General features: G+C 42.9%; 9 protein-coding genes. 5 read left to right on the top strand and 4 right to left on the bottom strand.

Features of this window, described 5'->3' with window-relative positions; translation table 11 throughout:
• Together MKY54_RS18130 and MKY54_RS18125 are read left to right on the top strand one after the other, a co-directional pair.
• Positions 1–1746: a beta-galactosidase family protein gene (locus tag MKY54_RS18130; RefSeq protein ID WP_339187411.1), complete on the top strand. Its 1746-nt coding sequence runs from the start codon at positions 1–3 to the stop codon at positions 1744–1746.
• A 131-nt stretch (positions 1747–1877) separates the two neighbouring features.
• Positions 1878–2282 (top strand): hypothetical protein, encoded by a 405-nt coding sequence (locus MKY54_RS18125; protein ID WP_076303309.1) that lies wholly within the window; start codon positions 1878–1880, stop codon positions 2280–2282.
• A gap of 69 nt (positions 2283–2351) precedes the next feature.
• Here MKY54_RS18125 and MKY54_RS18120 read toward each other — a convergent pair whose 3' ends face one another.
• Both MKY54_RS18120 and MKY54_RS18115 read right to left on the bottom strand, forming a co-directional pair.
• Complete coding sequence (locus MKY54_RS18120; RefSeq protein WP_339187409.1) at positions 2352–3377, bottom strand: serine hydrolase; 1026 nt, start codon at positions 3375–3377, stop codon at positions 2352–2354.
• Between the two features lie 13 nt (positions 3378–3390).
• Entirely contained in the window at positions 3391–4221 is an 831-nt protein-coding gene (locus tag MKY54_RS18115; RefSeq protein ID WP_339187407.1) for a MerR family transcriptional regulator, read from the bottom strand.
• 146 nt (positions 4222–4367) lie between these two features.
• Here MKY54_RS18115 and MKY54_RS18110 point away from each other — a divergent pair, with 146 nt between their 5' ends.
• Together MKY54_RS18110 and MKY54_RS18105 are read left to right on the top strand one after the other, a co-directional pair.
• Positions 4368–4919: a sigma-70 family RNA polymerase sigma factor gene (locus tag MKY54_RS18110; protein ID WP_339187406.1), complete on the top strand. Its 552-nt coding sequence runs from the start codon at positions 4368–4370 to the stop codon at positions 4917–4919.
• On the top strand, positions 4916–6082 hold the full coding sequence (locus MKY54_RS18105) for a hypothetical protein (RefSeq protein WP_076129716.1): 1167 nt from the start codon (positions 4916–4918) through the stop codon (positions 6080–6082). The genes MKY54_RS18110 and MKY54_RS18105 overlap by 4 nt, the downstream gene beginning before the upstream one ends.
• Positions 6083–6329: 247 nt before the next feature.
• Here the strand turns inward: MKY54_RS18105 and MKY54_RS18100 are convergent, their stop codons facing one another.
• Positions 6330–8246: a right-handed parallel beta-helix repeat-containing protein gene (locus MKY54_RS18100; protein ID WP_339187403.1), complete on the bottom strand. Its 1917-nt coding sequence runs from the start codon at positions 8244–8246 to the stop codon at positions 6330–6332.
• A 120-nt stretch (positions 8247–8366) separates the two neighbouring features.
• On the opposite strand from MKY54_RS18100, the gene MKY54_RS18095 reads away from it, so the two are divergent.
• Positions 8367–9146, top strand: a complete 780-nt coding sequence (locus MKY54_RS18095; protein WP_076281666.1) for a helix-turn-helix domain-containing protein — start codon at positions 8367–8369, stop codon at positions 9144–9146.
• A 77-nt stretch (positions 9147–9223) separates the two neighbouring features.
• On the opposite strand, the gene MKY54_RS18090 is transcribed toward MKY54_RS18095, so the two are convergent.
• On the bottom strand, positions 9224–15067 hold the full coding sequence (locus tag MKY54_RS18090) for a bacterial Ig-like domain-containing protein (RefSeq protein ID WP_339187401.1): 5844 nt from the start codon (positions 15065–15067) through the stop codon (positions 9224–9226).
• Positions 15068–15144 lie beyond the last annotated feature (77 nt).

Here is a 15144-nt window from a genome sequence, read left to right as displayed (position 1 = left end):
ATGCGGAAGTTATCCATATCAGGGGATCATTTTACATTAGACGAACAACCCATCCGGTTGCTTTCTGGTGCGCTTCATTATTTCCGGATCGTTCCGGAATATTGGCAGGATCGTTTGCTGAAGCTGAAGGCTTGTGGATTGAATACTGTTGAAACCTATATTCCTTGGAATTTACACGAACCAGAGGAGGGGAGCTTCAATTTTGCTGGATTTGCTGACATCGAGGCTTTCGTTAGACTTGCTGGAGAGCTTGGTTTGCACGTGATTTTGCGGCCAAGTCCTTATATTTGTGCGGAATGGGAATTCGGTGGATTGCCAGCTTGGTTACTTGCGGAGAATAACATACAGCTGCGTTGTAATGATAACGTCTATTTATCTAAGTTGGATGCCTATTTCGATGAGTTGCTTCCACGTCTGCGGCCTTTGTTAAGCACTAACGGTGGGCCTGTGCTTGCTCTTCAGGTAGAGAACGAATATGGAAGCTTTGGTAGTGATAAGACTTACCTGAATGATCTAAAAGCAGGAATGATCGCCCGGGGCATGGACGTTCTGCTGTTTACTTCAGATGGAGCTGAAGATCATATGCTCCAAGGGGGCATGATTGTCGGAGTGTTCGCCACGGTGAATTTCGGTTCACGGGCAAAGGAAGCCTTTGCTAAACTACGTGAATATCAGCCTACGGGACCGTTGATGTGTATGGAATTCTGGAATGGATGGTTTGACCACTGGATGAAACCGCATAATACACGCCCCGAATCTGAAGTAGCGGAGACTTTGGATGAAATGCTGGCTTTAGGAGCCTCTGTTAACTTCTATATGTTCCATGGGGGGACGAATTTTGGATTTATGAATGGGGCAAATCTTTTTGACAAATATGAGCCCATCGTAACCAGCTACGATTATGATACGCTGCTGGACGAATCCGGTAAGCCAACTGCAAAATTCTATGCAGCTCGAACAATAATTGAGAAATACGTAACGTTGCCGCCCCTGGAATTACCGCCGTTAATAAAGTCACAAGCTTATGGTAAAGTGTTGATGACAGAAGCAGCACCACTGTTCACTCAGTTAGACGTTTTGTCTCACCCAGTACATAGAGCATGTCCCGAGCCAATGGAGAAACTGAATCAGAATTATGGGTTCATTTTGTATTCGACGAAGATCAGTGGACCCCGCAGCAGTACGGAGCTCGTCCTTCAAGAAGTACGTGATCGTGCGCTTGTATTCGCGAATGGGGCCTTTGTCGGTACAGTTGAACGCTGGGATCCGCGAGGAATTCCATTAGAGGTTCCAACGGAGGGACTGCAGATCGACATCCTTGTGGAGAATATGGGGCGTGTAAATTATGGCCCGCTGCTTCGTGATCCAAAAGGCATAACCTGTGGCGTTAGACTCGGCTATCAATTCCTGCATGATTGGACGATTCGTTCTTTGCCTTTAACCCATCTTAAGGGATTATCATTCACACCGATAGATTGCGAGCAACGTCAGCAGCCCACTTTTTACCGGGGGAGCTTTCAAGTCAGTAAGCCTGAGGATACTTTTTTGCAGCTGGATGGATGGAGTAAAGGTCAGGTTTTTATAAACGGCTTTAATTTAGGGCGCTACTGGGAGAAGGGTCCAACTAAAACACTGTACTTACCAGCGCCGCTTCTGCGTCAAGGTGATAACGAGCTAATCTTATTCGAACTACATGGCGTAATGGAGCCAGTGGTTACTTTTGTGGATACACCGGAGCTCACATGATATTTAACGGGTGAGGAAGTATCATGATTCTATAGTATGGGTCTGATGATTTTTAATATATAATCAAAACAGCCCAACAATTTATAGGAACTGAAAATGCACGATTAGGGTGGGTTAGAGGAGGATTTTAAATGAGCTATGATTTGATGGCATTCGAGACGTCTAAAGCACCGCAAGAGAGAGCAGCGTTTATGGAGTGGTATGAACAGCAAGTGCAGTGGTCGGAAGACCATGCCTATAATGATCCATCAGTTTTATCGGAGGCGTTGCAACGCTTTTATAGTGAGTTGTCTGAGCAATTTCCTAATATGAATGTAGAGGACGAGATTTTTGAAGCGATGGAGGAAGCCGGAACGGATAACCGGTTGACTGACTACTCGCTTGGCTCATCCGTCATCTATGCGGCTTTCGCTTATTCTGTAGCTGAGGAAGCTTATACGGCGATGCGGGAGTTGGCTATAAAACACAAAGTAGGATTTTTTGATGTAAGCAGCAACGAAGGCGATATTATTTTTCCTCGAAGCAAAACGATTTAGAGTGTAGACAGCTGGTTGCTCTCCTAGTTGTTAATGAAGTAGTGGCAACCAGCATGTTTTCTATCTTCTTTACTCTACAACAGACGGAATAATACAATCCTTAATAAGAGGCCACCGGTCACGAGGCTGAAGTGTGAATTCTGAGGCGATAGCTACGACAAGTTTTTTTTCTGGAATGCAGCAAATGACATTACCACCATCACCTAACGCTGAGTAGGTGTAAACCCCGTCTTCTTCGCGTAGCCACCACAAGTAACCGTAATGATTAGGGTTCATCGCTGTTGATTCCTCAATCCATGTCTCCGAAATGATCTGATTATTCACCCATTGTCCACGGTTCAAATATAATAAACCAAAACGCGCCATATCGCGTGGAGACAACGTAAGTCCCCAACCTCCTGTGGTGATACGATTGGGGTCTTCCACCCACCCCTTCACATTAACCCCAAACAAATCATCGAACCCAAATGAGCTCATCTCATAATCCGGGATTTCATTCATTCCGATAGGTTTAAATAAACGTTCGTTGGCGAACTCACGGGCACTTTGTCCAGTGCTGCGCGTGATGATGGCAGAAAGCAGATGTGCTCCAGCGGTAGAATATTTGAAATCCCCAATTGTTCCTTGTTGGCCTAGCATATCCAGCGTATATTTTACCCAGTCAGGCTGCATACACATTTGCTCCAGCGGTTCGTGCCAATCTGCAAAAGCATAAGGTGCGGTCATCGTAAGGAGTTGGCGTAAGGTGATTTCTTGTTTTTGCGGATCTTGAGCAGCGTTTGGAACATAGTCCGGGAAAAACTCCAGTACCTTTTGATCTGCATTGTTAATAAAGCCAGCCTCTATGGCAATGCCTATGAGCGCGGATATGATACTTTTTGTTACAGAGGCCACATGATGTGTGTCATTCGGGCTAGCGCCATTATAATATTTTTCATAAGCAATAGTTCCATTTCTTACCACAACAATCCCGTTGATATTGCTATACTCGGATTTGATCCTTGATTCTAGCTCTGAAAGCATATCAGCATCCATTCCTAAGTTTGCGGGGGCTGAGATTTGCCAATCTGAAGTTGGATAATTGTTTTTGAGCATGAAAGTTACTCCTTTATGAATTTTTTTTCTTTACTGGAAAATAGACCTCGGTAACCAGATCCTCAGGCACAGCAACCTGTGTCGGGTCCGTTAAGTAGATTTCATAAGGTGAGTTCACCCATTCATAACCTTCATTTTCTATCCATTCTCTCAGCTGAGCATAGACCGAGGTCAATTCTGAATAGGTGCCTTTAAGAACAGATCTCGCACAAAGAGCATCAGGCAAATCTCTTGTACCTTTTACACCCTCTTTTATGGGGAGAGCAAACTCTGTATCATTTCCGGCTGGATTATATTCATGGCTGTGATATATCGTTATTGGCGTACCGAGCAAAGTGAGTTTTTCCGTGGCGATTTTTTCATATAGCCTGCTAAAATAATGTCCATAACCTAACGCATAGTCATCACTGCTCAACATCTGACGCATAAAAAGAATATTCATAGGCTGAGTTTCAACAAGCTCTACTTTTATCTCATTCAGGTAAGACATCATGGGAATACCTTTCTCCAAATTTAAAACATCACTATTGATTTGTTGTAAGGTGTATTCATAAGCGCTTATTTTCTCCTGTATTTCTTTTTTCTTGAGATTAAGGGCTGAGTAGAGCTTCTCTTCTGAATGATTCTGTTCCCATTGTAAAATGTCTTTGATTTCTTCCAGCGAGAAACAATAACCTTTCAGACGATTGATAAAAAGCATTTTTTTTAGTTGTTTAATGGAGTAATACCTATAACCGTTCGCAGGGTTAATCTCATCGGGATGAATTAATCCGATCTCATCATAATATCGAAGCGTCTTCGTAGAAACTTCGCATATCTTTGAGAATTCTCCAATCGACAGCAAAAAGTCATCTCCTTTTTTCGTTTTAATTAAGCTTCCAAGCCAAAACATCGATGTTTGGTTCTAGCTCTACTTAACACCTTACCCTAAGGTCAAAGTCAACAGCAAAATAGTGAACCGATTCTAAGGTTACGACAATATATAGGTGAATGGCCATTCAGAAAGGAGTAGCCTACTTGGAAATTGAAGAGTTGAGTGACCTAATAAAATTACATGGCAAAGCAATTTACGCATTTTGTTTTACGCTTGCGGGGAATAGGGTGGATACGGACGATCTCTATCAGGAGACTTTTTTAAAAGCTATGGAAATGCGGCATAAAATGGACCTGAACCAAAATCCGAAAGCGTTCCTTATCTCGATTGCTATCTCATTACGCAAAAACAAACGCAGAAAATGGGCATGGCGGCAAAGAATTGCACCTACAGCAGATTATAATGAAGCGGTCGATCTGGCGTGTACTTCCGATGGAGAGGTTATGCCAGAGGATGCATTGCTGTCCCAGGAGCTTCGGCACATGATTCATGCTGCCGCAGACCGGCTGAATGAGAAACTGAAAATACCGCTCTATCTGTACTATACCGCAGAAATGACCGTTGAAGAGATTGCTTCAGCGCTAAGGATTCCACCGGGCACAGTTAAAAGCAGACTTTTCCAAGCCCGCAAGGCGATGAAAAAGATTTTGGAGGTTGAATCCCAATGAATGACTCCGAAAAGTTGGATCAACTGCTAAAGCAAGCGCTAGCTTCTACAGCAGAGCCGACAGAGGAATTAAACGAAAGAATCATCCAACAGTTTAAGGAGACTAAACCAATGAAACCAGCCTATAAAAAAAGAGTTTCGATTGGACTAATGGTTGCTATATTCACGCTTGTAATGTCTTTAACGGCTTATGCAGCTACACAGCTATTTAGCCCCAAGCAGGTTGCTGAGCATCTGGGCCAGCAACTGCTGGCAAAAGCATTCGAAAGCAGGGATGCTGTTGAAATCAACCAATCGGTTATATCTGGTGATTATAACGTGACGTTGAATGGAATAGTCTCGGGGGAAGGTCTTTCAGAACTGAGTAAGTCTGATCAGAATATTAACCCAAACAGATCCTATGCCGTTGTATCCATCGCCAGAATAGACGGTGGCCCCATGCCTGCTACAAGTGAACCGGAGTATGGCCAGGATCCATTCTTTGTGTCACCGCTTATAAAGGGACTAAAACCATGGCAGGTTAATATCACAACAATGAATGGTGGCTATAGCGAGGCTGTTATAGATGGAATTATGTACCGGCTGATTGAATGTGATGGAGTGGAGATGTTCGCTGACCGAGGGGTATATCTAGCTGTCAGTAATGGTAGTTCTTTTTTCAGCAAAGATGCGTTTGCTTATAATGAAAGTACAGGGGAAATTAGCGCTAATAACGATTACAAGGGAACCGCTATTCTATTTGAACTTCCGCTGGACCCAACCAAAGCTGACCCTGTCAAAGCTGAGAGCTATTTACAGGAGCTGTTGAAAGAACCCTCTGCCGACAGCAAAGTTGATTCAGCGGTTTCAACAGATGCAGCTGCCTCTATTGATGATGATGAGAAGGAACTAATTAAAAAAATAGAGGACATGAAGAAAAAAATCTCCACCGGCACGATTATCCCTGAATCTGTAAAGGAAGTGCGTGTTGATGAACAAGGGGCTTTCAATTATGAATACGATAACTGGAGTGTTAAGCTTTTTGTCCAAAATATGTTTGAGGAAGGGCAAATCGGTTACTCGGATTCCGTAAGCTTCAGTGCGGACGATAAAGAAACTAGGGCACTTCAATTTTCCAGAGATGAAAAGGGTGTAATCACGGGCAGGATTATTATTTTGAATTAGAGTATCATTCAGATAACTTTTCACAAGACTTATCTATATTCGTTTTATTTATCGTCCATGACCTTCAGATCAATTCTTTGATCGGTCAGTAAAGAATTTAACGAAGAATTTAAAGCAGGAGAGATTGTTGAATATCAAATCATAATAGAACAAAACGAAGTATCTATTCAAAAGATTAAGGCCAATAAGTAGCAGACTCAATGATTGCAATGAAAAAAGCAGGTGGACTAGCCACCTGCTTTACCGATCACCACACTTTAATATAATTTTTGCCCTTATTCAAAAGTGTAAGAGGTCCTAAAGTGCTTTTATTCTCTTTCTTGTTATCCAGAAAATCTGTATCCAGAATTATATTGCTGCCATCCGGATTCTCAAACTCGGCATCCACGATGCGCACCCGCGGCAAAGTCTCAGTTGAATGTACCTCACCTAAGAAGTTAACGAAGCTTTCAGGCAGATCAATGGAAAGGAATCCCTCATCTCCTTGATCTACAATAAAGAAGTCTGGATCAAAGCTTTCTTCAACTAGCTTTACATTCTCTCTTTCGAAAGGCTCTGCACTGTTTAAGTAAGCGTTGTTATTAATGAACATAGGCTGTTCAACGAGTTCAAACTCCTCAAGATCACCGTGTAACTTATGGACATTCTCGATATACTCCGCCAAAGAGGTGGTGTAGTTATTGAAATGTGATGTGCCCACGCCTGTCCATCCGTCTTTTCCAACAATGATATTGTTATAGAACCGATCGTCCCCACCATAAATAAGTGAGAAACCGGCAATTTTTGTACTATGCGGAAGATGATATTGCGTGGACCGGTTTAGTACCTTTCGATGAACCATCCTGCCGCCGATCAGATTGTTGATATAGGCTCCACCTTGGGCTACATTCTCTAAAGCATGTTTAGCTGTCAAGATATTATGGTCAACAATGTAAGGGCCATGGCTTACTTCTATAAACAAATCCCGATGATTTTGATAGAACAGATTTTTGCTGATTCTTGTCCCTTGGGTCTGCCAATCCAGCCATAAACCTAAAGTACAATCGTGAATCCGGTTATGGTGGATGTGAGTATCGATCGGTGCGTGAAGCTTGATCCCCGCAATTTCGTGGCCCCAGAATTCCCGTTTTGTCGCAATGTTGTAAATATGGTTATGATGAATTTCGCTGAAAATACAACCTAAGTGGCCGACGATGGCATTTTGGCCGCAATCATAAATGGTATTATGGCGGATAAGATGTGAACCGATCGATTCTTTGCTCCAGCCCTGTCGCTCAGCAGTGAAGACGGATTCAAGCTGATATTGATATCCGGGTTTGTCTTTTCGAAGGGTGCGGTAATTATGGCCTGTGGAAGCTTCTTTGCCGATACTGATAGCGCTGCATTTGGCATCGTGAATGATATTATTTTCAATAATCCAGCCTTTGCTCCAGTTAGTGCCCAGCAGTCCGGGCTGGTCTGCCGTTGGAGGTGCCCAAGGTGTTGCCGCATGCGCCATTTCAAAACCTTTTACAGTAATATAATCAATTCCGGTTTCTTCAGGGTAGAAACAAGATCTGCGTACATTGATTTCTACCAGTTCTTTGTTCGGGTTGGCACCTTGGAAATTAGCGTAAATCGTGGTGTGGTCAGGGCTTACTTCGGCAAACCAAACGTAGGTCGTCTGTTTTGGATTTTGGACCGGAACCATCTCTTGTGTCCAGAGATCCTTGAACTCCAGCTTTTCGACAGGAGCTGCCAGTTGATCATACTGACTGACCTCATAAAAAGACATGCCATTTAGATATACATCCCCTAGGTGTCTTGTCTCCTCTATAGTGACGAGCCAATCGCCAGACACTTCCTCAACATACGGATTAAAGCTGCCAAAAAACGTGTTCGGCAAGATCACTTTCCATATTTGGTTCTCAACCTGCTGCCAATCTTGTATATGCTCAGAGCCTTTTATGACAACCTGTTCGTCTTCAGCGGCTTGATAAATAATTCTTCTTTGTTCGCTTAATCCTTTGTATCTCGGTTTTACCCACTCGCGATATATCCCTTCATGAACGATAACCTTATCCCCAGCCACAGCTACTGAAGCCGCTTTATTGATGGTTAAAAAGGGATCCACCTGAGTGCCTTGACCTTGATCTGAACCGGTTTTTGATATGTGATATTCCATTGTCCTATAACCTCCGCTTGGTTGACTTTATCCAATATTATAGGAAATAACGTTGTTAGTTCTATACTTTATATAGTACACTTTAAGACAAAATTAGTGTTTTCGTGAAGGAGAATCTACTTGTGGCCCTTTTTTGAAAAACATGGTGTCAGCGAAAAAGATTACTTTAAACTCATTCCATTGAAAAACTATCATTTTCCACTTCATTTTCATCGGGCATTTGAGATTATTTATGTCAAAGACGGGCAGTTATCTATCACCATTGATGGGAAAAGCTATCAGGTACAGAAAAATGATCTGGTTTTTATTTTTCCTAATCAGATGCATGAATTTGAGACGATTGATTTTTCGGAGATTATGGTAATCCTTTTCTCCACAGAATTGATAGGTGATTTTCACATGAATTATAAAAGCTTTATACCAAATGATAATGTTCTCCATGCTGTGAATGAACCTGATTGTACAAAGCTGGATTCGATTTATAGCCAGAAAAGTTTCCTGTATGGTGTATGTGCGCAGTTGATCTGTCAGACATCATTTGCTCCGGTCAAACAGTCCCCGCAAACAAAGGTGCTCTATAAAATCCTGCTTTTTGTAGAACAAAATTATTCTGCCGATTGCACATTAAAAGCTGTAGCAAAACATCTGCAATATGATTACCCGTATTTATCAAAGCTATTTGTCCAGCTGATGAAAATGCCCTTCACAGATTACTTGAATCACTATCGGATCTCACAAGCATGTTATATATTAAAAAACTCGAATCTGACTATTGGTGAAGTTGCCAACCTTTGCGGCTATAGTAACTTACGGTCATTTCATCGGAATTTCCAGAAAATCACCCATCAATCGCCGAAAGGGTATCGGGTTTCCAATCCTCCTGATAAGGAAATGAACTAGAAGACTTAAAGGGGGGAGGGAAGAGGATAAAAAAGAACTCCAAAACCACGAGTATAGTGGTCTTGGAGTTCTTTTTTTTATTTTTGCATCATAATTCTGTAAATCAGCATGGCGGCTTCGGCACGTGTGGAATGGGCAGTTGGTGTAAGCTGCTGCTGAGAGTCTCCTTTAATGAGACCTGCTGATACCAGCGCCGCAATATCATTTGCCGCATAATTAGAAATTTGATTATAGTCAGTGTAGCTGTCTAATGCAGAGGGGGAGGAAGCGGTCGTATTCGATTCCCATACCTCAGCAGCCTTCAATGCCCTAGCTGCCATAACAAACATTTCTTGTCTGGAGATGGAGTCATGAGGGTGGTAAAGGCCGTCGGTTTGGCCCGTAACGACCCCTAATTTCTGAGCTGTCATAAGTCCCTCATAAAAATAATCGTTAGGTGACACATCAGCAAAGCTATTTCCTTCTGCTGCAGATAGACCTAAAGCTCTAACCAATAAAAGTGCGAAATCTGCACGTGTAACAGTCTGGTCGGGCCTAAACTCTGTTTCTGTTACACCATTAATGACACCTTTTGATGTTAGTACTTCTACAATAAACTTCGCCCAATGAGAATCAGATATGTCCCTGAACGTTTTGTGATTGTAGACGGCGGCATATTGCCCAGATGAATTTGTTGTTGAGAAAATAGCTTGCTTCTTATCTGAATCATAATTCCCGCCTACTACCGGTTGGATGACTCCGTGCTCATTGACGTTCCACACTACAATAAAGGCGTTGTTCAATGGAACTACAGCAGCTGGATAAGGAAGCCCAATTTGTATGGCCGAATTTAAACTCTCTAATTGAACTGTTGTACCATCTAAAAGTAACTCGTAATCAATAAGCAAACCTTCACCCAATCGCTTCTTTAAACTTCCTGTTGTTTCGACAGGTTTGAGGAGCAAGGTAACCGTCTTCACATTGTCCAGTGTCTTCGCCGGGAATAGATTATCCGGAAGTACAAAGGTAGCTAGTGATGTATTGATCTCCAGCTGCAGTGTGGAAGTTCCAACAAGAAATACTGCGGCAGGGAGAGTGACTTCAAATGAGCTAACATTTGACGATTGTTCCTCTGCGAGCTGAATTCTTAGGATTTTGTGGCCTGCGGAATTAGGTTTGGCTAAAGCCATAATCTTTTGTAAGGAAGATTCAGTCAATATTGCGCTAGCTTTTTCTCCATTCATAGTAGTAGGTATCTCAATCCTTACGCTACCGTCCAAATGGAGTATAGTAGTGGCCGAATCTCCAACCGATGATCCGGAACTGCCTGAGCTCGCGGCAGCCGTCGGACTTGGAGAAGCGGTCGGACTTGGAGAAGCGGTCGGACTCGGAGAAACAGTCGGACTCGGTGAGGCCGTCGGACTTGGAGAAGCCGTTGGGCTCGGAGAAACAGTCGGACTCGGAGAAGCCGTCGGACTTGGAGAAGCCGTTGGACTCGGAGAAGCCGTCGGACTTGGTTCCGGCCCATCCAAAGGAATGAACTTCAAGAAATCGCCCCAGATTATATTCCCGTCAGTATCCCGAGAGTAATTGACTACAGGATTTAAGCTGACAAAGTTAGAATCACTCAGTTCTAAACCTGATTTATTCGCCGATCGCGTACCGTCAAACATGAAATTATTGTCCGCAGCTAAAGAAGCTGGATATTGGTCTTTTGCAATGTTGGCAGTTCGGTAAGATAAGAAACCGTCAATCGTAAAGTCTGCAGTAATGTGATCATAAGTGGTGAAGCTTATATTACCACGCGTATTGTTAAATCCGATGTTGTTGATGGCGATCACACCTGGATTACTATTGCTTGTAAAACCATAAGCGCCATTACCAAAGGCGATGGAATCGCGGATGGTATGTGTGACATGAATGCCTTCGCCACCAAGCTTGAAGCCATTTTTATCACCGGCACCTACGGTTCCGTCTGTTAAGAACCCATTGTTGAAGGCGGCGCTGTGCTCAATCAGCACTGAACCTATTGCACCTGAGCCTGCTTTCGTATATAAGTCCCAGCCATCGTCGATATTGTTATGCGCCAGACAACCTCTAAAAATATTACCAACACCCGCAGTCAATTTTGCCGCAAAGCCATCGGCATTATTATCAGATGGATCACGGTTGTCGAAGGAGGTACTGTTGAGAATTAAGTTGTAGGAAGGCCATTCATTGATTTCTATCGCGGTACCATCAGTTCGGCTGATTTGTAGACCAGTGTCACCATTCGCATAGAAACGGCTATTTTCAACGATGTTATAATTGCCTCCCACCGTAAAGCCCTTGGTATTCCCAGCTGAGCGAGTGAAATCAAGTCCTTTCACATGCCAATAGTTTCCGCTCAAGAGAACGCCTTCTGTTTTTTTGTCAAAATCAAAGATAGGTCTTGCTCCTGGTGCTGCTTCTATATACTTTTTGGCGGAGGCTTTGCCATCATTGTACTTTTTAATCTCAAGTGGTGATTTCCGCACATAACGACCCTCAAGCACAATAATATGCTGACCTGGTTTAACGAAATCAATCGCAGTATCGATATCAAGTGGGAGATTGATTGTTCCATCTCCGGAGCTTGATCCGGTGGGCGATACGTAGATATCATCATCTTCGTTATAACTTTTTAGGGTGACGGTAAAGTTGCTGATGATCTTCTCATAAGAGGTCAAATACTGAGTATCATCTGGTAAAAAAGTAATGCTGAAGTTCGTATCTCCTTGATCAAGAAGTCTCGTGGGAATAGAAAGACGTTTACCAGATATTGCCTCGATATGCTGAGCGATGATCGTAGAACCTTGCTTCAACGTCACCGTTCCGTTGACATTAGAGCGCACAATCATTTGGTAAGCTGGATCTGAGGTTTTACTTAGTGAAAGTATATTTAAGCTAGGTGTGACGGGAGTCGCAGGTGGTTCTATTTTAGGAGAATCTGTAGCTGCTGAAGTGACAGTTAATTGAATATTGCTTACATTAATTGTGGCTAAACGAGCAGCATAGAATCCGACATACATTTTTGAATCCTGTACGCTTAGAATGTCTGGTGTGAAATGAATAGCTTGTTGGCCATTATTGAGCTGTCCTGTAAAACCACTATTCGTCTTTGCTAAGGTTAAATGGTAAGGTGCTGCTGGAACAGTATTGGCAGGTGCAGGACGTTCTTTTTGAAGCATGATGGTTTGAATCCCTTTACTGCCAGTCCCATCCGTTTTTTCAACTCCCGTACGGACAAAAAGCTGTGTGCCCAGATCGCTTTTCGTCCCGCCGCTATAACCACCGATGGCAGCTATATTGGATGCAAAGACGCTAGAATTTCCTTGTGTGCCGATGACGTCACGTGCCATAATGCCAAAAGATTCTTGCCCGTCATATGGATTTTTTGCAAAAGCCAACACTTGGATATCCGCAGACAGCACGAAATTATCTTCCGCAGCATCTAGCTCGGTGTAATAGAAGGTAATGCCGTCATGATCTTCGGTGACTTTACCGCCGCCTTCCAAAGCGATCAGTTGGGCGGATCCATCCTCGTTGACAATCGTCTGATTGTTAGTAGCTGAAGTGGACTGACCGAATTGAATGCTTTTCCAAACGGGATCCATCTTTTCTTTTACTGTAACGGAATACGTAATGGGCATAATAGAAGAATCGGTAGGGAGTATGCCAATTTCATACACTCCAGCTGCCTGATTGTTGAACTTGGAAGTGTCGAGCGTATAGCTGTTTAGCTTCTCTCTATCTGAATTATCATACACTTTGGATACGAAGAGATCTTTGCTGTCAAAGTTTTCGTTAATAAAAAAGGTAGTTTTAGGATAGCTGGTGACTTCGATGCCAAGTAGTTTTTTAACGTTGACCTTAACTTGAAAAGAGGTTGTTAAGCCTTTATGCGTAATTGTGATTTTTTTATCCCCAGATGTCGTGGTGTCGAGAAGAGAGACCTTGTATTCATTGTTCAACAGCCGAATCTGTGTACCATCACTGTAATGAGCATAAACCACAAGTCCTTCTAGTTTGAGGGAGTCACCGATATAGTAGAGTGTTTGTTTAGGTTCATTTCGAATTTCTAAAGCGGATAACGTCGCTGCTTTTACTTCCACGTTAAAGGTCGTTGTGATTGCCGGCGCCTCTGTTGAAGTAACGGATACCGCTGTGGAGCCTGATTGCGTAAATAGATACGGTAATAAATCGCTGACCGGTTGTCCGTTAATGGAGAGGGAATAAAGATCACTTGTCAGTTCTTTGGTCAGGAAGCCGTCGTTATAATTGGCAACAAGAACAAGACCTTCTGGATCGAAGGTATCCCCTGGGTAATATACGGTTTTAGCTGGATAATACTTCACTGATAATGAGGTCATAGATAATGGAACGATTTGCAAAGGAATGCTCACGAAAGCACCGTTGTAGTTAATGGTTATGATATTTTCTCCTACCTTGCTGCTATCAAAGCCTGTAACAATATAATCCGTAGAAGATAAAACTGCCTCGCTCTCATCAGAAAAAATAGCCTTAACGACTAATCCAGTCAAATCAAGGGGTTCACCAACCAGATAAGTGGTTTTCGTCATTGCGCTCGTATCAGCGGTTAAGCTGGTTACGATTTTGGATTCAAGCTGGATGTCTATGTCACTGAAAGTAACAGTTGCATCTCTAGCTACATAAATTCCGGCAAAAAGAGTATCTGTGAACGTATCGTCCAGTGTTATGATTTCGGTCTGATCACCCACACTTAATCGATAAGTATCTCCTGATTTTTTAATACTTAGCGAATATACAGCTCCTGCGGACGGAGCCTGGATATCGCTAAAAGGATTTAACTTCACTTGGGTGTCTTTTTTATAAAAACCTTTCATTACCTGATCCAAAGCACCCACCGCCGCATAGTTAGAAGTGGTTGTGCTTGTATCTCCGTTCGTCCCAATACTGTCGCGGAGCATAAGACCGAAGGATTTCTGGTTAGGTGTGCTGACAGTGCTATTGCTATTAAAAGCAATCACTGAAGCGGTCGCTTTCAGTTCAAAGTTCGCTTCCACAGGAATCTCTTTCGAATAAAAAGATAATCCCTCATCGCTGCTGGAGATTTTGCCGCCGTAAGTCGTCATCGTTACAGAGGTTGGACTTTCAATTATAGGTTCGGGGTTCTTTGCTGGGCTAGTATTGCCTCCGAAGGCGCTGAAGCCCCAAGGTCCTAGCTCGATTTGACCTTCTTGACTGAATTGAATATTTTGGAACGTAACCGTAGTATTTCTAGCAGTATAAAGGCCCGCATATTGAATGGAGCCGTCAAAGCTTTCGATCGTTTTGGTTTCATTGCCGATGCGGACAATATACAGATTTCCGGTCTTTTTGATGCTTAATTCGTAATTCTCTCCTTGGGCAGGGCGATTAGCGTTATCAAACACGTACCCAAGTTTCTGTAGGCTTGTATTTTGCAATTTGTGAAACGCTTTCATTTCTTGATCCAAAGCACCCAAGGCGACATAATCGCCAGAGTAGGCTCCGAATTGGTTATGCCACACATTGCCGCGCAGCATTATTCCGAAGGAAACTTGGTTATTGGCTGTCCAAGCATCCACGTGAGCCGTTGCCTTCAATTCAAAATTAACACTTGGATCAACTTCTTTAAAGTAATAAGCGATACCTTCCGTGCTGCCCGATACTTTACCTCTATCGTTCGAGCTTCGCAGTGTTGCTGATCCATCCGTGTTCTCCGTAATGCCAAAGTTGGCCGCAGTAATCTTGTCTTGCCCCCCAACATCACCAAATACGCTACCTTGCCATTCACTTTGAATGTTAATCATTCCTTCATAAGGATCAGGTGCTTCCTCTGCAAACATCGATAACGGAAAAGAGGAACACAAAAGCAGGAAGGTTACGAGCATGGCTAACAAACGTTGTTGTTTTCTCAATGATTAAAACCTCTCCTTATATGATCGATTTTGACCAAAGCTAAGCTTGATCATCCGAAATTATACGTTATCACTAA

Origin of the sequence: Paenibacillus sp. FSL P2-0121 (assembly GCF_037975345.1) — a bacterium.
GTDB lineage: Bacteria > Bacillota > Bacilli > Paenibacillales > Paenibacillaceae > Paenibacillus_AQ > Paenibacillus_AQ odorifer.
Note: the sequence above shows the minus strand (reverse complement) of the source record. Positions and strands in the feature narration are given on the sequence as shown.

Coding starts and splice junctions, on each gene's coding strand:
- MKY54_RS18130 (WP_339187411.1), top strand. CDS start 1: ATGCGGAAGTTATCCATATCAGGGGATCATTTTACATTAGACGAACAA.
- MKY54_RS18125 (WP_076303309.1), top strand. CDS start 1,878: ATGAGCTATGATTTGATGGCATTCGAGACGTCTAAAGCACCGCAAGAG.
- MKY54_RS18120 (WP_339187409.1), bottom strand. CDS start 3,377: ATGCTCAAAAACAATTATCCAACTTCAGATTGGCAAATCTCAGCCCCC.
- MKY54_RS18110 (WP_339187406.1), top strand. CDS start 4,368: ATGGCCATTCAGAAAGGAGTAGCCTACTTGGAAATTGAAGAGTTGAGT.
- MKY54_RS18105 (WP_076129716.1), top strand. CDS start 4,916: ATGAATGACTCCGAAAAGTTGGATCAACTGCTAAAGCAAGCGCTAGCT.
- MKY54_RS18100 (WP_339187403.1), bottom strand. CDS start 8,246: ATGGAATATCACATATCAAAAACCGGTTCAGATCAAGGTCAAGGCACT.